General features: G+C 68.8%; 24 protein-coding genes and 1 tRNA gene. 6 read left to right on the top strand and 19 right to left on the bottom strand.

The annotated features are described in order from the left end of the window. Window positions 1-147: 147 nt before the first annotated feature. The 3 genes from LKO27_RS04175 to LKO27_RS04165 all read left to right on the top strand — a co-directional run bounded on the left by LKO27_RS04175 (window position 148) and on the right by LKO27_RS04165 (window position 2,426). Entirely contained in the window at window positions 148-582 is a 435-nt protein-coding gene (locus LKO27_RS04175; RefSeq protein WP_227735616.1) for an OsmC family peroxiredoxin, read from the top strand. A 156-nt stretch (window positions 583-738) separates the two neighbouring features. Then, window positions 739-1,389 carry an NAD(P)-binding domain-containing protein gene (locus tag LKO27_RS04170; RefSeq protein WP_227735615.1) on the top strand — a complete coding sequence of 217 codons (651 nt, stop codon included), beginning with the start codon at window positions 739-741 and terminating at the stop codon, window positions 1,387-1,389. 2 nt (window positions 1,390-1,391) lie between these two features. Then, the gene (locus tag LKO27_RS04165) at window positions 1,392-2,426 is read left to right on the top strand and encodes an LLM class flavin-dependent oxidoreductase (protein WP_227735614.1); all 1,035 of its coding nucleotides are present in this window, start codon (window positions 1,392-1,394) and stop codon (window positions 2,424-2,426) included. 7 nt (window positions 2,427-2,433) lie between these two features. Here LKO27_RS04165 and LKO27_RS04160 read toward each other — a convergent pair whose 3' ends face one another. After that, window positions 2,434-2,766: a cupin domain-containing protein gene (locus LKO27_RS04160; RefSeq protein WP_227735613.1), complete on the bottom strand. Its 333-nt coding sequence runs from the start codon at window positions 2,764-2,766 to the stop codon at window positions 2,434-2,436. 122 nt (window positions 2,767-2,888) lie between these two features. Between LKO27_RS04160 and LKO27_RS04155 the strand changes: the two genes are divergently transcribed. Together LKO27_RS04155 and LKO27_RS04150 are read left to right on the top strand one after the other, a co-directional pair. Then, a complete protein-coding gene (locus tag LKO27_RS04155) occupies window positions 2,889-3,722 on the top strand; it encodes a uracil-DNA glycosylase (protein WP_227735612.1) in 834 nt (277 codons plus the stop codon). 20 nt (window positions 3,723-3,742) lie between these two features. Next, entirely contained in the window at window positions 3,743-4,246 is a 504-nt protein-coding gene (locus tag LKO27_RS04150) for an O-acetyl-ADP-ribose deacetylase (RefSeq protein ID WP_227735611.1), read from the top strand. Between the two features lie 10 nt (window positions 4,247-4,256). Here LKO27_RS04150 and LKO27_RS04145 read toward each other — a convergent pair whose 3' ends face one another. The 17 genes from LKO27_RS04145 to LKO27_RS04065 all read right to left on the bottom strand — a co-directional run bounded on the left by LKO27_RS04145 (window position 4,257) and on the right by LKO27_RS04065 (window position 19,637). Next, on the bottom strand, window positions 4,257-4,916 hold the full coding sequence (locus LKO27_RS04145) for a cation transporter (RefSeq protein ID WP_227735610.1): 660 nt from the start codon (window positions 4,914-4,916) through the stop codon (window positions 4,257-4,259). Between the two features lie 9 nt (window positions 4,917-4,925). Beyond that, window positions 4,926-5,777 carry a DUF72 domain-containing protein gene (locus tag LKO27_RS04140; RefSeq protein WP_227735609.1) on the bottom strand — a complete coding sequence of 284 codons (852 nt, stop codon included), beginning with the start codon at window positions 5,775-5,777 and terminating at the stop codon, window positions 4,926-4,928. A gap of 181 nt (window positions 5,778-5,958) precedes the next feature. Further along, window positions 5,959-6,031: transfer RNA gene (locus LKO27_RS04135), tRNA-Ala, on the bottom strand. A 162-nt stretch (window positions 6,032-6,193) separates the two neighbouring features. Beyond that, window positions 6,194-6,817, bottom strand: a complete 624-nt coding sequence (locus tag LKO27_RS04130; protein WP_227735608.1) for a histidine phosphatase family protein — start codon at window positions 6,815-6,817, stop codon at window positions 6,194-6,196. Further along, entirely contained in the window at window positions 6,814-7,224 is a 411-nt protein-coding gene (gene rsfS / locus LKO27_RS04125) for a ribosome silencing factor (protein WP_227735607.1), read from the bottom strand. The genes LKO27_RS04130 and rsfS overlap by 4 nt, the downstream gene beginning before the upstream one ends. Further along, window positions 7,211-7,891: a nicotinate-nucleotide adenylyltransferase gene (nadD, locus tag LKO27_RS04120; protein ID WP_227735606.1), complete on the bottom strand. Its 681-nt coding sequence runs from the start codon at window positions 7,889-7,891 to the stop codon at window positions 7,211-7,213. The genes rsfS and nadD overlap by 14 nt, the downstream gene beginning before the upstream one ends. Continuing rightward, window positions 7,888-8,028 (bottom strand): hypothetical protein, encoded by a 141-nt coding sequence (locus tag LKO27_RS04115; RefSeq protein ID WP_227735605.1) that lies wholly within the window; start codon window positions 8,026-8,028, stop codon window positions 7,888-7,890. The genes nadD and LKO27_RS04115 overlap by 4 nt, the downstream gene beginning before the upstream one ends. A gap of 28 nt (window positions 8,029-8,056) precedes the next feature. Next, window positions 8,057-9,346, bottom strand: a complete 1,290-nt coding sequence (locus LKO27_RS04110; RefSeq protein ID WP_227735604.1) for a glutamate-5-semialdehyde dehydrogenase — start codon at window positions 9,344-9,346, stop codon at window positions 8,057-8,059. A 26-nt stretch (window positions 9,347-9,372) separates the two neighbouring features. Then, window positions 9,373-10,023: a PQ-loop domain-containing transporter gene (locus LKO27_RS04105; protein WP_227735603.1), complete on the bottom strand. Its 651-nt coding sequence runs from the start codon at window positions 10,021-10,023 to the stop codon at window positions 9,373-9,375. Between the two features lie 60 nt (window positions 10,024-10,083). After that, window positions 10,084-11,079, bottom strand: coding sequence for an NAD(P)-dependent oxidoreductase (locus tag LKO27_RS04100; protein ID WP_227735602.1), 996 nt, complete (start codon window positions 11,077-11,079; stop codon window positions 10,084-10,086). Between the two features lie 37 nt (window positions 11,080-11,116). Continuing rightward, on the bottom strand, window positions 11,117-12,181 hold the full coding sequence (gene proB / locus LKO27_RS04095; RefSeq protein ID WP_227735601.1) for a glutamate 5-kinase: 1,065 nt from the start codon (window positions 12,179-12,181) through the stop codon (window positions 11,117-11,119). Next, on the bottom strand, window positions 12,171-13,628 hold the full coding sequence (gene obgE, locus LKO27_RS04090; protein WP_227735600.1) for a GTPase ObgE: 1,458 nt from the start codon (window positions 13,626-13,628) through the stop codon (window positions 12,171-12,173). The genes proB and obgE overlap by 11 nt, the downstream gene beginning before the upstream one ends. Window positions 13,629-13,731: 103 nt before the next feature. Beyond that, a complete protein-coding gene (gene rpmA, locus LKO27_RS04085) occupies window positions 13,732-13,989 on the bottom strand; it encodes a 50S ribosomal protein L27 (RefSeq protein WP_227735599.1) in 258 nt (85 codons plus the stop codon). A gap of 10 nt (window positions 13,990-13,999) precedes the next feature. Further along, entirely contained in the window at window positions 14,000-14,308 is a 309-nt protein-coding gene (rplU, locus tag LKO27_RS04080) for a 50S ribosomal protein L21 (RefSeq protein WP_227735598.1), read from the bottom strand. A 174-nt stretch (window positions 14,309-14,482) separates the two neighbouring features. Then, a complete protein-coding gene (locus tag LKO27_RS04075; protein ID WP_370629941.1) occupies window positions 14,483-17,476 on the bottom strand; it encodes an Rne/Rng family ribonuclease in 2,994 nt (997 codons plus the stop codon). A gap of 304 nt (window positions 17,477-17,780) precedes the next feature. Further along, the gene (locus tag LKO27_RS04070) at window positions 17,781-18,500 is read right to left on the bottom strand and encodes a TIGR03936 family radical SAM-associated protein (protein WP_227735597.1); all 720 of its coding nucleotides are present in this window, start codon (window positions 18,498-18,500) and stop codon (window positions 17,781-17,783) included. A 75-nt stretch (window positions 18,501-18,575) separates the two neighbouring features. After that, a complete protein-coding gene (locus LKO27_RS04065; RefSeq protein ID WP_227735596.1) occupies window positions 18,576-19,637 on the bottom strand; it encodes an alpha/beta fold hydrolase in 1,062 nt (353 codons plus the stop codon). Window positions 19,638-19,754: 117 nt separating this feature from the next. On the opposite strand from LKO27_RS04065, the gene LKO27_RS04060 reads away from it, so the two are divergent. Beyond that, on the top strand, window positions 19,755-20,975 hold the full coding sequence (locus LKO27_RS04060; RefSeq protein ID WP_227735595.1) for an MFS transporter: 1,221 nt from the start codon (window positions 19,755-19,757) through the stop codon (window positions 20,973-20,975). Here LKO27_RS04060 and LKO27_RS04055 read toward each other — a convergent pair. Continuing rightward, a complete protein-coding gene (locus LKO27_RS04055) occupies window positions 20,956-22,905 on the bottom strand; it encodes a TIGR03960 family B12-binding radical SAM protein (protein WP_227735594.1) in 1,950 nt (649 codons plus the stop codon). The genes LKO27_RS04060 and LKO27_RS04055 overlap by 20 nt on opposite strands. Between the last annotated feature and the right edge of the window lie 13 nt (window positions 22,906-22,918).

The raw sequence follows: 22,918 nt of genomic DNA, 5'->3' as shown, positions 1-22,918 counted from the left end.
GGGTTCTTCGCGCCCCGCGCCGCACCTGCCCCGGTGGTCCTTCGTCCTTGGCGACCGCCGGATTCTGCACGGCGTCGTCGGTAAGGTGGCAACACGGCAAAGCGCCGGCGGCGGGGACCGTCCCGCGCCGCGTACGAAGGAGGCAACATGCCCAACCCGATCGTCAACAGCGCAACCACCGTGTGGAAGGGCGACCTTCCCAGCGGATCCGGCAACGTCACGCTCGACACCTCCGGCACCGGTACCTTCCAGGCGAACTGGAAGGCCCGCTCGGAGGAGTCCGGCGGCACCACCACCCCGGAGGAGCTCATCGCTGCCGCCTATGCCACGTGTTACTCCATGCAGTTCTCCAGCGAACTCTCGAAGAACGGCACCGCGCCGACGCAGCTTGACACGAACGCGAAGGTGACGTTCATCGTCGGCTCCGGCATCACGAAGATCGACCTGGAGGTGAAGGGCCAGGTGGACGGCATCTCGCAGGAGGACTTCGTCCGGATCGCGGAGTCGGCGAAGCGCAACTGCCCGGTCTCAGCAGCCTTGGCGAGCGTCCCGGAGATCAACCTCTCGGCGAACCTCGCCTGAGTCGAAACCCCGGACAAGTATCGGGACCGGTCCCGGGAGCGCGCGGCCTCTGTCCCGAGGATCGCGCGCGACCGGGGCCTGAGACCAGAGTCCGCCGGTTTGGGTTCCAGCCCCGCCCGAGTATAGTTGATTTCTCAATCACATTCTTCGGGACAGGTGACGATGAACAAGATCGCAGTACTGGGCGTGGGGCGCGTCGGAGCAGCGGTGGCGCGGACCGCGCTCCGTGCCGGTTACGACGTGGAAGTCGCGGGATCCGGGCCTGCGGAGGACATCGAACTCATTGCGGAGATCGTCATCCCCGGGGCCACTGCCAGGACCGCAGCCGAAGCCGTCAGGGACGCTGACATCGTCGTCGTGGCTGTGCCACTGCACAAGCACCGCACGGTGGACCCGGCCATCCTGGACGGCAAGATCGTGGTCGACGCCATGAACTACTGGCGCGAGGTGGACGGAACCATCCCCGATTTCGAGCGCGATCTGTCCAGCAGTGAGGTCGTGGCCCGACACTTCCGCGGGGCACGGCTCGTTAAGACCCTGAACCACATCGGCTACCGGGACCTCGAGGACCACGCGCGCCCTGCCGGCGCCCCGGGGCGCCGCGCGCTCGCCGTCGCCTCCGACGACGACGCCGCCGCGGCCGCCGTGCTCGAGGTGATCGACCGGTTCGGCTTCGACGGCGTCCACAGCGGACCACTGGACTCCGGAGCTGCCTTCCAGACCGGAACGGCGATCTTCAACGGCAGCTTCACGGCTTCCGAGCTCGAACGGGAACTCGGACTCGACGCCAGGACCGAGGCAGCCTGACCATGGAGATCGGCGCCTATTCCTTCGGGGACACCCAGCGGAACGACGACGGGACGCTCGGCCCGACTCACGAAGCCATCCGCAACCTCTTCGACGCAATCGTCCTGGCCGACAAGGCTGGGCTGGACTACTTCGCGGTTGGCGAGCACCACACGCTCGAGATGCCTGCCTCCTCGCCGGGCTCGCTCATCAACGCCGCGGCGGGCGCCACCGAGCGGATCCGGCTCGGCTCCGGCGTCAGCATCATCAGCACCGACGACCCGGTCCGGGTCTACCAGCAGTTCGCCACCGCCGACGCCATCTCCGGGGGACGTGTGGAGATAACGGCCGGCAGGGGGTCGTCGGTGGAGTCATTCCCGCTCTTCGGCCATGACCTGGCTGCCTACGACGTGCTCTACGCGGAGAAGTTGGACCTGTTGCTCCGGATCAACGAGTCGGAGCGCGTGACGTGGGACGGCAGCGTCCGCCCGGCGATCAACGACCTGGTCGTAGTACCGCGTCCGGCGCAGCGCAAGCTCCCGATCTGGCTCGGCACCGGTGGGAACGCACCGTCGACGGTGCGCGCCGGCAAGCTCGGCCTCCCAGTCTCCTACGGCATCATCGGCGGGGCGCCCGCCAGGTTCGCTCCTCTCGCAGAGCTCTACCGGCGCACGGCCCAGAAGTACGGCCACACAGGAGACGACATCAAGGTGTCGGTGGCAGCGCTGGGACTGGTGGCACCCACCAAGCAGGAGGCCCTGGACCGGATGTATCCGGGCTGGCGGCGGCTCAACGTGGAGATGGGCAAGCTGCGGGGCTGGCCACCTCCCGACGACCAGGCCTACCTGGCCCAGGCCCATGGCGCCGGGGCCTACTACGTCGGGGACCCCGACGACGTGGCCGAGCGCATCGTCGACCTCCACCGCCACCTGGGCCACGTCCGGCACTTCCTGCAGATGGACATCGGCGGCCTGCCGCAAGAGCACTTCCTGGAGTCCCTGACCCTGCTGGCCACCGAGGTCAAACCACGCGTCGAACGGCTCCTGGCCAAGGACTGACACCGCCTCAGTGCTCGTTGACCACCGTCAGCATCAACACCGAGTCCTCGAGAGCAGCCAGGGCGTGGCGCCGTCTGGGAATGACCACGAAGTCCCCGGCGGTCCCCTCCCAGGGCTCCGTGTTCACCTTGAGCAGGATCCGGCCCTGCAGGACCATGAGGGTCGCCTCGCCGGGGCTGTCGTGCTCGGCCATCTCCTTGCTGGCGGCGAGCGCCACGACGGTCTGGCGCAGCCGCCGGTCCTGACCCCCATGGATGGTCTTGGCGGCCCGGCCCGCGGTGGCCGCACGGGCCTGCCCGAGCAGGTCGTCGGCAAGGGCGGAAAGTGAATGCGAATCCATGTGTGCTCTCCCTTGGTCCTCAGGACCCCCATTCAAACGCACTTGGGGCCGGTGGGCCGGGTTCCCTGAAAAGTCGCCGCACCGCAGCCCGAGAGTCGCGCAAGTCGTGGCAGAGTCGAGCCATGTCGGATCAAGCACTCGACCCCCACCCGATCACCGGACGACTCTTCCCATCCCCGGTACCGCCGGGCAGTGGCTGGCCCGGTGATCCCGCGGACCCGTTGACGCCTGTCGCCACCACTGCTGCGGAGGTGGCGCGACTGGCCGGCGCCGCTGGCTCCGTGGCGGAGCTCGACGCCCGCGTCTCGGTCTGCCGGGCCTGCCCGCGGTTGGTCGACTGGCGCGAGGCGGTGGCCACCACGGGGCGGCGGGCGTCGTTCGCCGACCAGCCCTACTGGGGTCGGCCGGCCCATTCCTTCGGGGACCCAGAGGCCGCGGTTCTGATCGTCGGGCTCGCCCCGGCCGCCAACGGCGCCAACCGCACGGGACGGATGTTCACCGGCGACCGCTCCGGTGACTGGCTGTACGCGGCCCTCCATCGGGCTCGCTACGCCTCCCAGCCGACGGCGGTCGCCGCCGGGGACGGGCTTGAACTGCGCGGGATCCGGATCGTGGCAGCGGTGCGGTGTGCCCCGCCGGCCAACCAGCCGACCACGGAAGAGAAGGCCACCTGCGCACCCTGGCTGGACCGGGACCTGGAACTGGCCACCCCGCGACTTCGCTCGATCCTCGCGCTTGGCTCGATCGGCTGGGACGCCGCTCTCAAGGCGGCGCGCCGGCTGGGTTGGCAGGTGCCCGCACCCAAGCCGCGGTTCGGCCATGGCGCAGAGGCGCTCCTCACCACCCCACAGGGTTCGCCGATCCGGTTGGTCGGCAGCTACCACGTCAGCCAGCAGAACACCTTCACGGGGAAGCTCACCGAAGAGATGCTCGACGCCGTCCTCGCGCGCCTGTGAGGTCGGGGCAGAATTGGGGCATGCCACCCAAGATCACGGCCGTCCAAGGGGACATCACCACGCAGGAGGTCGACGTCGTCGTCAACGCCGCCAACAATGCGATGCGGGGTGGCGGTGGAGTCGACGGCGCCATCCACCGGGCGGGCGGTCCGGACGTACTCGCCGACTGCATCCGGCGCTTTCCCCACGGCCTGGCCACCGGCGACGCCGGCTGGACCACCGCGGGCAGGATGCCGGCCCGCTGGGTGGTCCACACCGTCGGGCCCAACTACGCGGCCGGCCAACGGGACCGTTCACTGCTGGAATCCTGCTACCGGAGGTCGCTGGAGGTGGCCGACGAGCTGGGCGCCGACAGCGTCGCCTTCCCGCTCATCAGCGCAGGGATCTACGGCTGGCCCAAGGACGACGCCATCGCGGCGGCGATCGAGACGGTCGCGGAGGCCGACACGGCCGTGGAAGACGTCAGGCTTGTCGCCTATGACGCGGCGACCTACGACATGATCCGCGCGGCGCTGGATCGCTAGGGGGCAGTTCTCAGTCGTCCAGGTCCTCTCCCGCCAGCGCCTTCGCCGCAAGGTTCTCCTCCTCGGCCACCTCCCAGACCTCCTTGGCGGCCGAGAGGTTCAGCGCCACGAGGAACAGGCCAAGGACGATGTCGGGCCAGCCCGACGTCCACAGCATCGTGATGAACCCGACGGCGATGATCGCCGCATTGGCGTAGACGTCGTTGCGGGCAGCCAGGAACGCGGCCCTGGACATGGAGCCGACGTCGTGGCGCTGGCGGGCCAGGAGATAGGCGCAGATGCCGTTGACCACGATCGCGCCGCCCGCCGTCACCACCAGCGAGAGGGGGTCCGGCGCCTCGGGGTTGGCGAACTTCGCGACGGCGGTGACGATGGCCGCGAGCGCGGGGACGGTGATGATGACCGCCATCAACTTGCCCGCCACGGCACGACGCTGCAGCGTCCACCCGAGCGCGATGAAGATCAGCAGGTTGACGGCGGTATCCTCCAGGAAGTCCACCGAGTCCGCGAACAGCGACACCGAGCCGATCGCGAGCGCCACAGCGTTCTCGACGAAGAAGTACGACAGGTTCAGCGCGACGACGATCAGCGAGGTGCGGCGCAGCGCCCGCACTGCCGACGCGGAAGCGTCGATGTTGCCGGCGGGGGTGATCGGAAGGTTGTCAGGCACTGCTGAAGGCTACCGCTCGCCGTCGGCGGCGACATCGGCGAGGCGGTCCAGCAGACGGACGGCGTCCCAGGGCGCGTGCCCGTGGGCGTCGTTGTCGAAGTACACGTAGGTGTCGAGCCCTTCGGCGAGCCACGTCCTGCACTGGTCCGCCCAGCGGTCGAGGGACTCGTCGGTGTAGCCACTGGTGTAGAGCTGCTGCTCCCCGTGGAGGCGGACGTAGCGGATGTCACTGGTGGCGTCCGGCATCGTCGGCCACTCCCCCGCGCTGTCGGCGATCACCATGCACACGCCTTGCTGGGCGAGGAGTTCATGGGCCTCCTGCGAAGCGAAACTCGGGTGCCGCGGCTCCAAGGCGTGCTGGACGGGACGGTCCGCGGCGACGCCGGGTGCGACGTCGGTGAGTGTCCGTTCGGGGGCGAGCTTGTCGTCGTGCCGCCGCGCCAGCTCCGCAACCTCCCCGAGGGTGCGCGGCAGCATCCGCAGGAAGTGGTCCAGGCGTTCGGCGTGGAAGGACATGCGAGGCGGGAGTTGCCACAACACGGGCCCAAGCCGGTTGCCGAGCGCGAGCACGCCGGAGGCGAAGAAGTGCGCAAGCGGCGCCTCGATGTCATGCAACTGCTTCATGTGCGTGAGGTAGCGGCCGCCCTTGACCGCGAACACGAAGCCCTCCGGAGTGTCGGACGCCCATGCGGCGTAGGAACTGGGCCGCTGCAGCGAGTAGAAGGAGCCGTTGATCTCCACCGAAGTCATCCGCTCGGCCACGTAGCGGAGCTCGTCGCGCTGCCGCAAGCCCTCGGGATAGAAGTCCCCGCGCCAGCCGCGGTACCGCCACCCGGAGACCCCGATGTAGTAGCCGGTCATGAACCGAATACTAGGCAATGGGGTGTGGCCGGGATTGGTGCTCGCTCCCGCACCGGCCTCTGCGCGTTGGGAATCTGGAACGCAAACTCGGCGTGTCGTGGATGGTGAGTGTCCATGACACGCCGTGTTCGCGTCCTGGTTTCTCAACGGTCCGACCGGAGTCAGCCGGCGAGCGGTTCGGTGGAGCTAAGGGGATTCGAACCCCTGACCTCTTCCATGCCATGGAAGCGCGCTACCAACTGCGCCATAGCCCCAGTTCCGCTTCTCAGCGGGGCTTCGCAATGCTAACGCAACCACGTCGCGTGGGGCCAATCGAAACCGGACTCGAGCCCGCCGCCACTGGGGCCATCGGGCCTCAAGTGTGGCGCATGCGGGTCGGCAGTCGGACCCTCAAGCGCCACCCTTGGATGGTGCGGTCACAGGTCTTCGATGACGTGCGGCGGTACGTTGTGGGCGATCAGCCAGGCGTTGTCGTCCGGAGCGATCCCTACCTCCGACCAGTGTGCGTTCCTGAGCCCACCCAGGACCCGGGCGTGCGCCGTGATGCCGACGAGGTTCTGGACGAGCTGGGCCAGCATGAACCCGTGCCCCACCACCAGGACCTGGTGGCCGCGATGGCGCTCGATGATCTCGCGAAGGGCGGGCATGGAGCGCTCCACCATCTCAGCGATCGTCTCCCCCTCCGGCGACCGGCGGAAGTCCTTGCCCTCCCAGTAGAGCGTGGCGAACTCGGGGAACTCCGCCTCCACCTCGGCGCGGGTCTTTCCGCTCCAGCTGCCCATGTGGATTTCCTGCAGGCGCGGATCCACCACGACGGGGAGTCCCAGGTCTGCCGCGACGGTGTCCGCCGTCGCCTTGGCCCGCACCAGGTCCGAGGAGTACACGGCGTCGAAGTGCCGAGAGGCAAGGGCCCTGGCCGCCGCGTGGGCCTGGGTGATCCCGGTCGCATCGAGGTGGACGTCGGCCTGGCCCTGCATCCTGTCGATGTGGTTCCACTCCGTCTGCCCATGCCGGAGGAGCACCAGGTGAGTGAGGTTCACCACCCCCGCAGTTCCTCTTCGAACGCATCGGGCTCGGGCTGCTCGGGCAGGTCGATCTCAAGGGGGATCTGCGGGCAGTCCTTCCAGAGCCGCTCCAGGTTGTACAGGGAGCGCTCCTCGGTGTGCTGCACGTGGACCACGAAGTCGATGTAGTCCAGCAGCACCCAGCGGTTCTCCCGATCACCCTCGCGCCGCACGGGCTTGACGCCCACCTTGAGCAGGGACTCCTCCACGCCGTCGACGACGGCGCCCACCTGACGCTCGTTGCGCGCGCTGGCGATGAGGAAGACGTCGGTGATGGCCAGCTGCTCGCTGACGTCGAAGGCGACGATCTGGGTGGCGAGCTTGTCGGCCGCGGCCTGGGCCGCCTGCCGCACCGGGACGAGGACTTCTTCAGTTACTGGCAACAGATTCTCCTGCGGTTGGGTCCTGCTCGACTTCGAAGCCGGCGTACAGGCCGCGCTTCTGGATGTACTGGACGATACCGTCAGGCACCAGGTACCAGATCGGTTCGGCGGCGTGGACCCTTGCGCGGCAGTCGGTGGACGAGATGGCCAGCGCCGGAACCTCCAGCATCGTCACGCGGTCCTCCGGCAGGTGCTTCAGGTCCTCGACGGTCATCGGAACCCCGGGACGCGTCACCCCGACGAACTGGGCCAGGTCGAACAGTTCGTCGGCCCCACGCCACGTGAGGATCTGGCGGACGGCGTCGGCGCCGGTGATGAAGAACAGTTCGGTGTTGGTGCCGCGCTCAGCCCGCAGATCCTTCAGCGTGTCGACGGTGTAGGTATTGCCCGGGCGATCGATGTCGACGCGCGAGACCGAGAACCGGGGGTTCGATGCCGTGGCGATGACGGTCATCAGGTAGCGGTCCTCAGCCAGCGAGACGTCGCGATGCGCCTTCTGCCAGGGGACGCCGGTGGGGACGAACACCACCTCGTCGAGTTGGAACTTGGCCGCGACCTCACTGGCGGCCACCAGGTGGCCGTGGTGGATCGGGTCGAAGGTGCCGCCCATCACACCGAGCCGGTAGCGCCGGCCGTTCGGCGCTGTCCGCAGTGGGATGTTGTTCACCTGGAGTTGGGCCGACCCGAACCCATACCGGTGACCCAGAGCAGGGCCGCCATCAGGAGGGCGAAGGCGATCACGCCGGCGAGGATGGTGGGCAGCGAGCCGGAACTGGTCGTTTCCAGAAGAGTTGCGAGAACCATGAACGGGATCCTATCCGCATGCCGCGCCTCAGGCGCGAACTTGCCCGTCGCCCTCGACGATGTACTTCGTGGACGTCATCTCCGGCAGGGCCATCGGTCCGCGGGCGTGCAACTTCTGCGTGGAAATGCCGATCTCCGCGCCGAAGCCGAACTCCCCGCCGTCGATGAAGCGGCTGGAGGCGTTGACCAGTACCGCAGCCGCGTCGACCTCCGCCACGAAGCGGTCCGCCGCGGCCTTGTCAGAGGTGACGATGGTCTCCGAGTGCCCGGTGGTGTACCGGCGGATGTGGTCCAGCGCCTCGTCGATGGAGTCGACGACCCTGGCGGAGATGTCCAGACTGAGCCATTCGGCCTCGAAGTCCTCGGGGTTGGCGGCCACCACCTCGGAGGCGGCCTGCACGAAGGCCTCGTCGCCGTGCACCACCACGCCGTGCTCCGTGAGCGCCGCCACTGCCTTGGGCAGGAACTCGTCGGCGATCTCGCGGTGGACGAGCAGCGTTTCCAAGGCGTTGCAGACGCTGCACCGCTGGGTCTTGGCGTTGAGTATGATCTCGATCGCCATGTCCTGGTCCGCCGAGGCGTCGACGAACAGGTGGCAGTTGCCGGTGCCGGTCTCGATCACGGGCACCTTGGAGCCGTCCACGACCGCCTGGATGAGGCCGGCGCCACCGCGCGGGATCAGCACGTCCACGAGCCCGCGCGCCTGCATCATCTCCGTGGTGACCTCCCGTCCCCCTTCCACGAGATTTACCGCGTCGGGGTTCACTCCGGCGCTCCGCAGCCCTTCCCGAAGCGCGGCGACGCTGGCCTGGTTGGTGTTGAACGCCGAACCGGATCCGCGCAGGAGCGCTGCGTTGCCGGACTTCAGGGCGATGCCCGCTGCGTCCGCCGTGACGTTTGGACGTGCCTCGTAGATGATGCCGACCACTCCGAACGGCACCCGGGTCTGGGTGACCTTGACACCGTTGGGCAGGCGCCAGCCTCGCACGACGTCGCCGACGGGGTCAGGCAGTGCGGCCAGGTCACGCAGCCCCTGCACCATGCCGGCGATGCGCGACGGGTTGAGTGCCAGTCGGTCGATGATCGATTCCGACGTGCCGTTGGCACGCGCGGCTTCGATGTCGCGGCCGTTGGCCTCGAGCAGGTCGGCCTCGGCCGCGGCAAGTGCGTCGGCCATGGCGTGGAGGGCGGCATCCTTGGCGGCACGATTCAGGCGGACCAGTTCGATGCTCGCGGCGCGGGCGGCGCGGGCCTGCGTTGTGAAATCCATGTCCCGCAGTCTAGGCGAGGATCCCTGCGCGGCCCGTCCCGTGGTCATTGGGTGACCACGCCCGAACGGGGACGTCAGCCGGCGGTCGCGGGTGCGAGTGTGTCGACGGCGAGCTGCTCCGCCAGCACCGGCGGACCAACCGTGCCTCGCGCGCCGCGCCAGCCGTAGTAGGCGAGGTTCACCACACAGAGCGTGCCCATCAGGACCGAGCAGACCAGGATCGCCGCATCCCCGACGCCGATGCCCCAGACGAGCCAGAGGGCCTGCACGAGCACGTTAACGGCGAGGGTGGGGACCGAGACCCCGGAGAGGTCAGCGGAACGCCGCATGAACAGCAACTGCGAGATCTGACCGAAAACGAGGGGAAGGGCCACGAGCGTCCCGAACACGACGGGGCCGAGCCACAGGTCCAGCCCGAAGAGCGCAAGACCCAGGACGGTCGGGAGGACGAGCCGCGGCAGGAACCGCTCGCCACGGTCGCGAACGATGAAGGCGAGGATGCCCAGCGCGAGCACCGTGCAAACGATGTTGGGCACCTGCATCTGGACGGCTCCGACGAGGAAGCCGTGCATGGTCCAGGCGAAGGTGGCGGCCGCGCTGAACTGCCACATCCTGGTGGAAAGACCGGCGCTGGTGCGGGTGCGGCGCAAACGCAGGATCTGGGGCACGCTGCCGGACATGCCGAAGGCAGCGGCAACCCAGCCGAGGATGTCGAAGAATGTCACAGCAGCCCTTTCAAGAAGCGCTCGCCGGTTCGGCTGTGGCCGGTCACCAGTCCCCCAATTCTAGGCTTTCGTATCCTCTCCGGCCAAACCGATGAGCGGAGCCTCGATCTCGATCCCACCGTTGCGAACCAGCCAACTCACGGACTCCAGGATCGCCTGCTCGGGCTCGTACCGGGGGGCGTACCCGATGACGGCGCGGGCCTTGTCGATGCTGACGTAATGGCTGCGGACCAGGTGCTCCCAGCTCGCATCGGCGTGTTCGGGGGAGGTGAGGTCGCGGAACTCCTCCCAGCCGACGTGCCGCAGCTTCGCCTCCTTGCCGAACCACGCAGCCGCCGTTCTCGCATACCCGCGCACGTTCAGCGCTGACGGCGCGACGACGTCGAAGTCTTCCCCAGCGGCCTCGTCACGCCGGTCGATGGCGGCCTCGAAGGCCTGGGCCACGTCGTCGGCGTGCACGTGCTGCATCAGTTCGGCGCCAAGCCCGGGCACGGCCAGCTCCCGACCCGCGGACAAGGTCCGCCAGACTGAAGGGTCGAAGTTGCCCAGCGGCCCGACCGGATGCCACCCCGGGCCGACGATGTGGCCGGGGTGGAGCGAAGTGGTCACCAGCCCACCCGCCCGGGTTTCCTCCCGCAGCAGTTCCGCGATGGCAGCCTTCGCGATCCCGTAGTCCCCCAACGGCGGCTCCTGGCTGTGCTCCCGCACTGGCAGCCGCTCGCTGGGGCCGTGGCGCCAGATGGAGCCGCAGTGCAGGAGATGGCCGCTGACTCCGCGCAGCGCCTCCACGAGCGCCTTGGCGGACTGGGGCGTGAAACAGATCAGGTCCACCACGACGTCGGCGCCCAGGCCCGCGATGCGCTCGCCGAAGATACCCTCGCGCTCCTCCTGCGTCCGGTCGACGGTCACGGGGCGGACGTCCTGCCAGGCGGCGTCGGCCACGTAGCTGTCCCGCTGCCCACGGCTGACGTTGCGCACCTCATGCCCGGAGCGCACCAGTCTGGGGATCAGGAAACTGCCGATGTGTCCACTGCCACCGATGACGACGACTCGCATGCCGCAAGCCTATGGCCCCGGCGCCGCCGCCGCGCGCTCACAACAGGATCAGGCGGTTGCGGTGCACGACCGCGCGGCCCCGGTCCTCGGGTGAGGACAGTTCGTCGGAGCCGTACTCGACGAAGCCCCTGGCGAACGGTTCACCCTCGGGACCGACGATGGCCACCGGGTCACCGGCGTTGAAGTTGCCCTCGATGCGCACCACGCCCGCTGACAGCAGGGACGCGTGGGTCTGGGTGAGTGCCCGGACCGCCCCGGCGTCGACGTGCAGCTGGCCCCGGATCTTGGCCGCGTGCGCGAGCCAGAGCAGCCGACGCCTGCGACGCTTGCCGACAGGTGAGAAGTGCGTCCCCACTTCCTCGCCCTCCAGGATCTGGTGCAGCTGGTCCGCATGGCCGAGAACCACCTCGATGCCGGCCTGCGCCGCGATCTGGGCGGCTTCCAGCTTCGTGCGCATGCCGCCGGTGCCCACCTTGGAGCCCACCCGAGAGGTGTCTACGACGAGCTTCGTGATGTCGTCGACCTGGGCGATCCTCTCGCTGCCGGACTCACTCGGGTGCGCGGTGTAGAGGCCGTCGACGTCGGTCAGCAGGATTAGTGCGTCGGCCCGCACCAGGTGCGCCACCAGCGCCGCGAGCCGGTCGTTGTCGCCGAAGCGGATCTCGTGCGTCGCGGTGGTGTCGTTCTCGTTGATGATCGGCACCACACCCAGCCGGAACAGCCGCGAGATGGTGTTGAGGGCGTTGCGGTAGGTGGTGCCGCGCAGGACGTCGTCGACGGTGAGCAGCAACTGTGCGACCAGGACGCCGTGGCGCGCGAACGCCTGCGTGTACTGGTGGACCAGCAGCCCCTGACCCACCGCCGCGGCAGCCTGCTGGGTCTCGAGGTCATTGGGTCGCTTGCCCAGACCAAGCGGTCCGATCCCGGCGGCGATGGCGCCCGAGGTGACCAGCACCACCCGGCGGCCGCCGCGATGCAGCGCCGACAGCTCGGCGGCGAGCGTCTCGACCCGCTCGTGGTCGAAGCCGCCACTGGGCGTCGTCAGGGAGGACGAACCGACCTTCACCACCAATCTGGACGCGTCGCGGACGCTACTGCGCATCGTCAGCCTTGCGTGCGTGGTACTCGGCATCCAGCTTGCGCCGCCGCGCGACTGCCGGACGCTCCTCCTCCAGACGGGCATCCTCGCCGCGGCGGGACAGGATCTCCGCGCCGACGTCCACCTGCGGGGCGAAGTCGAACACGACGGCATCCTCGCCGCCGATCGCGACGGCGTCCCCGGGCTGTGCGCCGATGCGCAGCAACTCGGTCTCGACGCCGAGGCGGTTCAGCCGGTCGGCCAGGTAGCCGACGGCCTCGGGGTTGTTGAAGTCCGTCTGCCGGATCCAGCGCTCGGGCTTCTCACCCTGCACGCGCCAGACGAAACCGCCCTCACCGTCACCCTTCCTGGCAATGGTGAAGTCGGCCTCCTTCGTCGCCGCACGGCCCACGGACCTGGGCCTGATGACGGGCCGCTCGGCCGCGGGTTCGGGCAGGGAGGCGCGTCTGGCCGCCACCACCTTGGCCATCGCGAACTTCAGCTCGCCGAGGCCCTCGCCGGTCTTCGTGGAGATCTCGAACACTCTGTGGCCCGCCTTCTCCAACTCGGCGCGCGCCATCTCAGCCAGGAGCGGCGCATCGGGGAGGTCCACCTTGTTCAGCGCGACGAGCCGGACCCGGTCCTCCAGGCCGCCGTGGGCCTCGAGCTCGGACTCGATGACCTCGAGGTCGGCCAGGGGATCGCGGCCGGGCTCGTAGGTGCCCAGGTCGATGACGTGGACGATCGCCTGACAGCGCTCGATGTGGCGCAGGAAGTCGAAGCCGAGGCCCTTGCCCAGTGAGGCGCCCTCGATGAGGCCGGGGACATCGGCCACCGTGTAGGTGACATCCCCGGCCACGACGACGCCCAGGTTGGGCACCAGCGTGGTGAAGGGGTAGTCGGCAATCTTGGGACGGGCTCTGGAGATGGCTGCCACCAGCGAGGACTTGCCCGCCGAGGGGAACCCGACGAGGCCGACGTCGGCCACCACCTTGAGCTCGAGCTGCAACAGCCGACTCTCCCCCTCCTCACCGAGGAGCGCGAATCCGGGGGCCTTGCGCGCCGACGACGCGAGCGCGGAGTTGCCCAGACCGCCCCGGCCGCCGGCGGCCGCGACGAACTCGGCACCGGCAGTGGTCAGGTCTGCGAGGACCTCACCGGTCTCGGCGTCAGAGATCACAGTGCCCGGGGGCACCGCGAGGACGATGTCGTCACCGTTCGCGCCATGCTGGTGGTCGCCCTTGCCGGGCTGCCCGTTGGTCGCCTTGCGGACCGACTGGCGGTGGTACTCCACCAAGGTGGTCAGGTTGTCGTCGACCCGGAAGATGATGGACCCACCCTGACCGCCGTTGCCGCCGTCGGGCCCTCCCAGTGGCTTGAACTTCTCGCGGTGGACGGAGGCGCAGCCGTGCCCGCCGTTGCCGGCCTGGACGGTCAGCTTCACGCGGTCGACGAATGACGGGATGGCCATGGATCCTCCTGGGAACTCTTGCGGGACAACGCTACCGCGTCGGCCGCAAATCAAAGGAGGGGCAGCCGTGCGGCTGCCCCTCCCTGATGAATGATGTGGTTGCTCAGGCCTCGACCGGAGCGACGTTGACGACGCGGCGTCCACGCTTGACACCGAACTCCACGGCGCCGGGAACCAGCGCGAAGAGGGTGTCATCCTTGCCACGTCCGACACCGACGCCAGGGTGGAAGTGGGTGCCGCGCTGACGGACGATGATCTCACCGGCGCCGACGACCTGACCGCCGAAGCGCTTCACGCCGAGGCGCTGGGCGTTCGAGTCACGACCATTGCGCGTCGAGGACGCGCCCTTCTTGTGTGCCATGTCAGCTCCCTCAGCTCTCGATGCCGGTGATCTTCACCTGGGTGTACCGCTGACGGTGCCCCTGGCGCTTCTTGTACCCGGTCTTGTTCTTGTACTTGATGATCCGGATCTTGGGACCCTTGGTGGCGCCGATGACCTCGGCGGTCACGGTGACCTTGCCCAGATCCTTGGCTGCCGAGGTGATGGACTCGCCATCGACCAGCAGCAAAGGCTGCAGGTTGACGGTACCGCCGACCTCTTCGGACACCAGATCGATGTCCAGGATGTCGCCAACAGCAACCTTGTGCTGGCGTCCGCCGTTGCGCACGATCGCGTACACGCCTGACCTACCTTCTCAGCTCTTTGACTTCAATGCTCGGAAACCTGTTGGAGTCCGATTCGTCGGGGTGGAGGCCGCACGCGGAGAACCGCGGAGCCAAATGCACCGATCGACAACTCTACGGGGCTGCCCCGGATCGGTCAAACTGACCAGATCCGGGACCCCAACCCACACTCAGGACTTGCCACCGTTGCGACGGCCGCGGCTGCCGCTGCGGCTGCCACGGCGCTGGTCGCGGTCACCGCCGTCGGCCTGCTCCTGGGAGTCCACCGGCTCGTCGTGGCGGACGTAGCCGGCGCCGTGGCAGTGCTCGCACTCCTCCGTGAACGCCTCCGCCAGGCCCGTGCCGATCCGCTTGCGGGTCAGCTGGACCAGGCCCAGGCTCGTCACCTCGGCCACTTGGTGGCGCGTCCGGTCCCGTGCCAGGCACTCCACCAGCCGGCGCAGCAGCAGGTCGCGGTTGCTCGGAAGGACCATGTCAATGAAGTCGATCACGATGATCCCGCCCAGGTCCCGCAGCCGGAGCTGGCGCACGATCTCCTCGGCAGCCTCCAGGTTGTTGCTGGTCACCGTGGCCTCGAGGTTGCCCCCGGTGCCGGTGAACTTGCCCGTGTTGACGTCGATGACCGTCATGGCCTCGGTGCGGTCGATCACCAGGGATCCACCCGAGGGCAGGTAGACCTTGCGGTCGAGGGCCTTGGCGATCTGCTCGTCGATCCGGAACTCGGTGAAGACGTCCCTGCCATCCTCAGCCGGCGCGTAGCGCTCCAGGCGCTCGGCCAGGTGCGGGGCCACATGGCCGACGTAGTTCTCGATGGCCTCGTACTGGTCATCGGGTCCACCATTGCCCTGCACGATGAGCCTGCCGAAGTCCTCGGTGAACAAGTCACGCACGATCCGCAGCGTCAGGTCAGGCTCGCTGTAGAGGGCCTCGGGGGCCTTGCCGAGCTTGACCTTCTTCTCGATCACTTCCCACTGCGCCTTCAGGCGGTTCACGTCCCGGACGAGCTCCTCCGAGCTGGCACCCTCGGCTGCAGTGCGCACGATCACGGACTCGTCGTCGGAGATGAGCTCCCCGAGGATCTCGCGCAGGCGGGCACGCTCGGCGTCGGGCAGCTTCCGGGAGATCCCGGAGAGGTGGCCACCCGGCGAGTAGACGATGTAGCGGCCGGGCAGCGAGATGTGGCCGGTGAGCCGGGCACCCTTGGCCCCGACCGGGTCCTTGGTGACCTGCACCAGGACCGTCTGCCCGGACTTGAACACCTTCTCGACCTTGCGATCCTCCGCCGAGACGCCGAAGCCGTCCCAGTCGACCTCGCCCGCATAGATCACGGCGTTGCGCCCACGACCGATGTCGACGAAGGCGGCCTCCATGCTGGGGAGCACGTTCTGCACCCGCCCCAGGTAGACGTTGCCGATGAGCGAGGTGGCCGACGCCCGATCGACGTAATGCTCGACGAGGATCCCGTCCTCGATGACGGCCAGTTGGGTGTAGTCCTCACCCTGCCGGATCACGAGCTTGCGGTCCACGGCCTCTCGCCGGGCCAGGAACTCCGCCTCGCTCAGGATCGGTGCCCGACGGCGGCCTGCGGCACGGTTCTCCTTGCGGCGCTGCCGTTTGGCCTCCATGCGGGTGGAACCCTCGATGCCGGTGATCTCGTCGTTGGAGGTACCGAGTTCCCGGTCGTCGGAGCGGCCACCGCGGCGACGGCGGCGGCGACGGCGCGTGCCGCCACCGTCGTCGGCTTCGCTGTCGCCGTTGTCACCCTCATCACCCTCTGCAGGCTCCTCGGTGCTGGGCCGGTCGGGCTCCTCCTCGGAGTCCTCGGCCTCGGCTGAGTCAGCATCCTCAGCATCCTGACGGGATCCGCCGCGACGGCGTCTGCGCCCACCGCGACGGCGGCGACGGCGGGAGGGACGGTCGGAGTCGTCCCCCGCCTCAGAGTCCTCCGATTCCTCCGACTCCTCGTCGGTCTGCTCGTCGTCGTCCTCGTCTTGGGACTCCTCGTCGCCCGCTTCCTCGTCCTCGTCCTCTGCCTCGTCCTGGTCGTCGTCCACAGCTTGACCCGAGGCGATCGCGTCGGCGAGTGAGTCCAGGGCGTTCTGGCGACGGCCGGCGGGAACGCTGAACGGGTCCGCGATGAGCGCCTTGCGCGCCTGGGCAGCCTCCTCGGCCATCCTCAGCGCGGCAGCGATGGAGTCCTCCGCCACCGGCTCCCGGTCCTCTTCCGTGGCCACCGGCTCGGGCGTCGGCTCCGCAGCGGCGGCGGTGCGGGTGGCCCGGCGTCGGCGTCCGGCCGGTCGCTCGGGTGCCTCGTCGGCCGCGGGGGCTTCGGATTCGGGCTGCCGGTCCGACGGCGCGGCCACGGCGGCCGCCTGGGTCTCGGCAGCCATCTCGGCGATCGGGTCGGGCTCGGGGGCGGCGGTGCCGCGGGTCGCACGTCGACGACGGGTGGCGGGCTTGGTATCGGCCTGCTCGCCGTGAGTCTGCGAGGACGACTCCTCCGGCGCCGGCTCCCCCGACGGAGCGGCAGCCGCCGCGGAAGCGGTGTCAGCGGCCATCTCGACGATGGGGTCCTGCTCGGGCGCGGCCGTGCTGCGGCTCGCGCGGCGGCGACGGGTGGCGGGCTTGCCTTCTGCTTGCACGTCGATGTCCGGGGAAACCTCGGCTCCCACGCCAGCCGGAGCGGCCTGGGCGGCAGCGGCCGTGTCCTCGGCGATTCCAGCGATGGGATCCTCCGCAGGGGTGGCGCTGGTGGCCCTACGACGACGGGTGGCGGGCTTCTTCGCCGGCGGCTCAGCAGCGGGAGCGCCAGCACCCTCTGGCTCGGCCGCGAGGGCTCCTTCACCAGCCGGGGCCGCCGCGACGGCGGCAGCGGTGTCACTGGCGAGTTCGGCGACCGGGTCTGCCGGAGCGGCGGGACGGGTGGCTCGACGGCGCCTGGCCGGGGCCGGCTGCTCGGGGTGGCTGGGGGCCACTTCGGGAGTGCCTGCGGGCTTGTCCTCCGAGGTGGGCGCGACCGCGGCCGCGGCAGTGGTCTGCGGAACCTCAAGCGGGGCCGCCACTGCGGGGGGCGGGCCAGCCGGCCTGGAGGCGGCGCGGCGGCGACGGGTGGGCTGGGAGGGGTTCGATTCGGCGACGTTGTTGCCGTTCTGGTTCTCGGCCATGTGGCTCCTCATGCGCACGGTGTGCGCGGAAGTGGCGCAGACAAGCTGCGTACCAAGTTCAACGGTCTACGGGGAACTGCTCCGAGCTGCCGCGGTCGAAAACTTCGTCGCGGTACAAACTCAAGCGGCCTCCGGCGGCACCGGCGGTGCGTGACCTGTCCACATTGTTTCACACGCCCCGTCAAAGCGCCGCATCGACGTGCCGCCCGTGGAGGATCTGACGGAAACCCCGCTTTCCCTGCAGAGCTGTGCGAAGAAAACGGGGTTTCCGTCAGATCCTCCCTCCGACCCGAGGGCTCACGCCTCACGCATGCGCGGACTGGGGACGCAGTGGATCGGCAATCTGGCCGTCGACCAGTGGTCCCTGCGCCAACCGGGTCAGCAGCGGCAGCCCGGCGGGCACGCGCGGGTCCACCTCACGCAGCGCCGTCAGCACGTCGTCGGGCCTGACCAGCGGGGTCTGGTGCAGCGACTGCAACGCGATCTCGTCGTCGGAGAGGGCGACCATCGAGATGATCGCTGAACGCACGTCGAAGGTGCGCATGCCGTTCTTGGTCAGCCGCTGAACCTTCAGTTCAGGCGTGGCCAGCAGTGCGGCCACGGCCTCATCCAGCACACCGGGGGCCGCACCGTCGATGCGGATCCGCCACTGCGAGGCCTGCAGGAGATCACCCAGTGAGTCCTTCACGGCGTCGGCGGCATCGATGACGACGAAGCCGTGAGGCAGTACCTCGTTCATGGCCGCCATCACCTTGGCGGGGTCGCAGCGCTCGCTCAGTCCCAGTTCCACGTACTCCGCCTCCGACGCGGCGGAGGTCGGGGCGGCGCTGCCGTAGGCGATCCGGGGATGCGGTGTGAAGCCCGACGAATAGGCCATGGGGATCTCGGCCCGCCGCAACGCCCGCTCCAGGGCCCTGCCGAAATCGCGGTGCGACGTGAACCTCGCCACCCCGCGCTTGGTGTAGCGCAGGCGGAGTTTCTGAACGGGCGGCGGCTGCTGGACCGGAGGCTGTCTACTTCCCACCCGGGTGAGTCTACGTAAGACCGCCGGGTGCGGGCGCACGGTGCCGGCCCCGGACGCACCGACCAGGGGCCGCAGTCAGGGACCCTCGTGCCCGATCGCACCGAGCACAGCAGCGCGGAACTCGTCCGGACGCTCCAGGTGGGGTGAGTGGCCGACGCCCTCAAGCAGCACCTCGGTGACCAGGCCGCCCGCCGCTGCGTAGGCGTCGAGCACGTCGCGAGTCTGTGACACCATCTCCTGCGCCGGGGAGACGTCGGCGCCGGGCCACCCTGGAATCACACCCAGTGCACCGAGGTTGGAGATGTCGAAAAAGGAGGAGTCGGACACGATCGCGTCAGCGTCCCCGTGGATCCACACGATCGGGGGCTTATTCTCCAGTGCGACGATGCCGGAGACGTCGAAGTACTTGGGGACCATGGTGTTGAGTACGCCAGAGTCACCGGCGGCAAACCCCGGCCAACTGGAGGTCACCACGGAGTTGCCCGGGTAGTTCCCCTCCCCCGTGGCCGTGGTGAGCATCGATTCCACCCACAGGTCCTCGTGGTCGGTCTGGAATCCCGGCGCCACGTAGCCGGTCCGGAACACGGAGCGGGGCGACGTCGGCGCGTCGTCGGTCATGTCTCCCGCCTCAAGCCGCGAAATGAAGTCCGGATTGGCGCCGCCGCCGCCGCAACCTGCGTCGTCATCGCTGACTCGGGAGCCGTCGCGACGCGTGCCGCCGAACCCGTAGGGCGAGACCGGCGCCTGCAGCGCCAGGCTGAGCACAGGGTGGTCGAGCGCGTACTGCATCACCACTCCCCCACCCATGGACCAACCGACCAGGTGTGCGGCCTCCAAACCGAGCGACTGCAGGGTGGCGTGCAGGTCGTCGGAGAAGTCACGAACGCCGCGCGTGGCGTCGACGGGCAGGGTCTGTGTGCCGCCGAAACCGCGCAGGTCGACGGCAAGGACCCGCAGGTCGCGTGGGAGTTCGAGCATCGCCGGCTGCCAGAACAGTGCCGAGGAGACGTTGCCGTGCACCAGGACGACGGTCCGTTCCGGCGGTGTGGATTCGTCGTCACCGGCCCGCTCCAGGATGTTGACGTCGAGGCGTGGGGTCGCAACGGTGCGTGAGGTGATGCCTTCCAGAAGGGTCATTCGTGCTCCAGGTGCCTCCGGGGGAGCCCCGTCGCTCCCGACAGCGCGACTATAACCGAAAACGACGGCGACCTGAATGGACTTTCAGTTTTCTCGAAGGGCACTATGGTTGCCGCCATGACGACAGCCGGGACCCCAGCAGCCGGGGGCCGCACCCACTGGCTCGCCCTCATCGCGGTGCTCGTGCTGGCTTTCAACCTGCGACCGGTGGCGGTCTCGGTCGGACCGGTGCTGACCGACATCAGCGCCGATCTCGGTCTCACCGGAACCACGGCCGGTCTGCTGACCTCCCTGCCGTCGGTGTGCTTCGCGGTTTTCGGCGCCCTGACCCCGGAGATCTCGCGACGGCTGGGAATGCACTACACCGTCGGCCTGGCACTGGCCGCGCTGATCGCCGGGCAGCTCGCACGCGCCTGGGTGACGTCGGGGTGGGCATTCCTGCTGCTTTCGATCCTCGCGCTCGCGGGCATGGCCACCTGCAACATCCTGCTGCCCAGTCTGGTCAGGCACCACTTCCCCCTCAAGGTGGGGCTGGCGACGTCGCTGTACTCGCTGACGCTCTCGATCGGGGTGACCGCGGCCAGCATCGGGACGGTGCCGCTGGCGAACGCACTCGGCGGATGGCGGGCAGCCTTCACTGCGGGCATTGCGATCGCCGTCGCCGCCGCCATCTGCTGGATCCCGATGTTGCGGCACAACGCCGGGAGGCACGGCAGGACCCGCTCGACCGAACACGTCGGGTTCGGGTCCGTCGCACGCACCCGGATGGGCTGGGTGATGGCGGTGTTCTTCGGGCTCCAGAGCACCCATGCCTACACGATCTTCGGCTGGTTGCCCACCGTCTACATGGACGCCGGCATGAGTCAGTTCGACGCGGGGCTGATGCTCGGCATCGCGACCGGCGTCGGGATCGTACCCGCCTTCATGGTGCCCCGCTACGCAGCCCGCGTGGCGGAACCCGTCAGCCTGTTCCTCGTCATCATGGCGTTCCTGGCCGCAGGCTTCATAGGGCTACTGGTGGATCCGATGACACTGCCGTGGCTTTGGTCTGTGTTCCTTGCGCTGGGCACCTCATCATTCCCGCTGATCCTCGCGCTGTTGGGGCTGCGGTCGCGGACGCCGTCTGGCACCACCGCGTTGTCCGGCTTCACCCAGTCGCTGGGCTACACCATCGCGGCGTTCGGCCCATTGCTGTTCGGCGCACTCGGCGGCGTGACCGGGAGCTGGACCCTGTCGCTGTCCATCCAACTCGCGCTGGTGGTGCCGATGACGATCGCGGGCTACTTCGCGTGCCGGCGCTGGTACATCGAGGACGAGGTCAGGCCAGAGCGGGCTTGACGACGGTCAACGGCAGCAACTGCCTGCCTGTCGGGCCGATCTGGATCTGGGTGTCCAGGTCGGGGCAGACGCCGCAGTCGAAGCACGGGGTCCACCGGCAGTCCTCCACCGGAACCTCATCGAGCGAGTCCTGCCAGTCCTCCCACAGCCAGTCCCGGTCCAGACCTGCGTCGAGATGGTCCCAGGGCAGGACCTCCTCGTAGGACCGCTCGCGGGTGGTGTACCAGTCCAGGTCGATCCCGAACTCGGCGAGTTCCTCCGCCGCCACGCGGGTCCACCGCTCGTAGCTGAAGTGTTCGCTCCAGCCGTCGAACTTGCCCCCCTCGCGCCAGACCCGTTCGATGACCCGGCCAACGCGCCGGTCCCCGCGGGAGAGCAGGCCCTCGATGATGCCGGGCTGGCCGTCGTGGTAGCGCAGCCCGATGGCCTTGCCGTAGTTGCGGTCCTGGCGGATCTTGTCCTTGAGAAGCTGGAGGCGCCGGTCGATCGTCTCGACGTCTGCCTGCGCGGCCCACTGGAAGGGGGTGTGCGGCTTGGGCACGAAGCCACCGATGGAGACCGTGCAGCGGATGTCCTTGGTGCCCGACTTCTCTCGCCCCACCTGGACCACCTTGCTGGCGAGTTCGGCGATCTCGAGGACGTCCTCGTCGGTCTCGGTCGGGAGCCCACACATGAAATACAGCTTGACCTGCCGCCAGCCGTTGCTGAAGGCGGCGGCGACGGTGTTGATCAGGTCCTCCTCGGAGACCATCTTGTTGATGACCTTGCGCATGCGCTCGCTGCCGCCCTCGGGTGCGAAGGTCAAACCTGAGCGCCGCCCGTTGCGGGAGAGTTCGTTGGCGAGGTCGATGTTGAAGGCGTCCACCCGGGTGGACGGGAGCGAGAGGGAGACGTTGGTGCCCTCGTAGCGGTCCGCGAGTTGCTTGGTGACCTCGGCGATCTCGGAGTGGTCCGCGCTCGAGAGGCTGAGCAGCCCGATCTCCTCCAGCCCGGTTGCCTTGAGGCCGCCGGCCACCATCTTCCCGATGGTCTCGATGTTGCGCTCTCGAACTGGACGCGTGATCATGCCTGCCTGGCAGAAGCGGCAGCCGCGGGTGCAGCCGCGGAAGATCTCCACGGAGTAGCGCTCGTGGACCGTCTCCGCCATCGGCACGATCGGCTTGGCCGGGTAGGGCCACTCGTCGAGGTTCATCAGCGTGTGCTTGCGAACCTGGAACGGCACCGTCGGCAGGTTTGGTGCCACGCGCTGGATGCGGCCGTCGGGCAGGTAGTCGACGTCGTAGAACTTGGGCACATAGAACGCCCCGGTCTCGGCGAGCCGCAGCAGGACGCCGTCGCGGCCGCCGGGCCGGCCCTCTGCCTTCCACTCCTGCACGATCTGGGAGATCAACAGCGAGGCCTCTTCGCCGTCACCGAGGACCGCGAGGTCGATGAAGTCCGCGATCGGCTCCGGGTTGAAGGCGGCGTGCCCGCCGGCAACGACGAGCGGCTCGCCGTCCCCCCTCTGGGCCGCGTGCAGGGTCATCCCTGCCAGGTCGATGATGTTGAGCAGGTTGGTGTAACCAAGCTCGGTGGCGAACGAGACCCCGAGCAGGTCGAAGGAGCCGACGGGGCGGTGCGCGTCCAGGGTGAACTGCGGGATGCCGTGCTCACGCATCGCCGCCTCCATGTCCGGCCAGACCGCATAGGTGCGCTCGGCGAGGATCCAGTCCGCCTCGTTGAGGATCTCGTAGAGGATGGCCACGCCCTGGTTGGGCTGCCCGACCTCGTACGCGTCGGGGTAGCTCAGGCACCAGCGCACGTCGACCGCATCCCAGTCCTTGACGACGCTGTTGTGCTCACCCCCGACGTACTGGATGGGCTTGTTGACGCTCGCGAGAAGCGGCTCGAGCCTGGGGAACAGGGAGTGCTGTGGCGTTGTGACAGTCATGGCGGGTTCAGGA

Origin of the sequence: Tessaracoccus sp. OS52, from assembly GCF_020687685.1 — a bacterium.
Classification (GTDB): domain Bacteria; phylum Actinomycetota; class Actinomycetes; order Propionibacteriales; family Propionibacteriaceae; genus Arachnia.
This window is presented reverse-complemented; position numbering and strand designations above follow the sequence as displayed.

Coding starts and splice junctions, on each gene's coding strand:
- LKO27_RS04160 (WP_227735613.1), bottom strand. CDS start 2,766: ATGGATTCGCATTCACTTTCCGCCCTTGCCGACGACCTGCTCGGGCAG.
- LKO27_RS04165 (WP_227735614.1), top strand. CDS start 1,392: ATGGAGATCGGCGCCTATTCCTTCGGGGACACCCAGCGGAACGACGAC.
- LKO27_RS04055 (WP_227735594.1), bottom strand. CDS start 22,905: ATGACTGTCACAACGCCACAGCACTCCCTGTTCCCCAGGCTCGAGCCG.
- LKO27_RS04140 (WP_227735609.1), bottom strand. CDS start 5,777: ATGACCGGCTACTACATCGGGGTCTCCGGGTGGCGGTACCGCGGCTGG.
- LKO27_RS04110 (WP_227735604.1), bottom strand. CDS start 9,346: ATGACCACGGGACGGGCCGCGCAGGGATCCTCGCCTAGACTGCGGGAC.
- LKO27_RS04150 (WP_227735611.1), top strand. CDS start 3,743: ATGCCACCCAAGATCACGGCCGTCCAAGGGGACATCACCACGCAGGAG.
- rpmA (WP_227735599.1), bottom strand. CDS start 13,989: ATGGCACACAAGAAGGGCGCGTCCTCGACGCGCAATGGTCGTGACTCG.
- proB (WP_227735601.1), bottom strand. CDS start 12,181: ATGCGCAGTAGCGTCCGCGACGCGTCCAGATTGGTGGTGAAGGTCGGT.
- LKO27_RS04065 (WP_227735596.1), bottom strand. CDS start 19,637: ATGACCCTTCTGGAAGGCATCACCTCACGCACCGTTGCGACCCCACGC.
- LKO27_RS04155 (WP_227735612.1), top strand. CDS start 2,889: ATGTCGGATCAAGCACTCGACCCCCACCCGATCACCGGACGACTCTTC.
- obgE (WP_227735600.1), bottom strand. CDS start 13,628: ATGGCCATCCCGTCATTCGTCGACCGCGTGAAGCTGACCGTCCAGGCC.
- LKO27_RS04075 (WP_370629941.1), bottom strand. CDS start 17,476: ATGGCCGAGAACCAGAACGGCAACAACGTCGCCGAATCGAACCCCTCC.
- LKO27_RS04175 (WP_227735616.1), top strand. CDS start 148: ATGCCCAACCCGATCGTCAACAGCGCAACCACCGTGTGGAAGGGCGAC.
- LKO27_RS04100 (WP_227735602.1), bottom strand. CDS start 11,079: ATGCGAGTCGTCGTCATCGGTGGCAGTGGACACATCGGCAGTTTCCTG.
- LKO27_RS04060 (WP_227735595.1), top strand. CDS start 19,755: ATGACGACAGCCGGGACCCCAGCAGCCGGGGGCCGCACCCACTGGCTC.
- LKO27_RS04115 (WP_227735605.1), bottom strand. CDS start 8,028: ATGGTTCTCGCAACTCTTCTGGAAACGACCAGTTCCGGCTCGCTGCCC.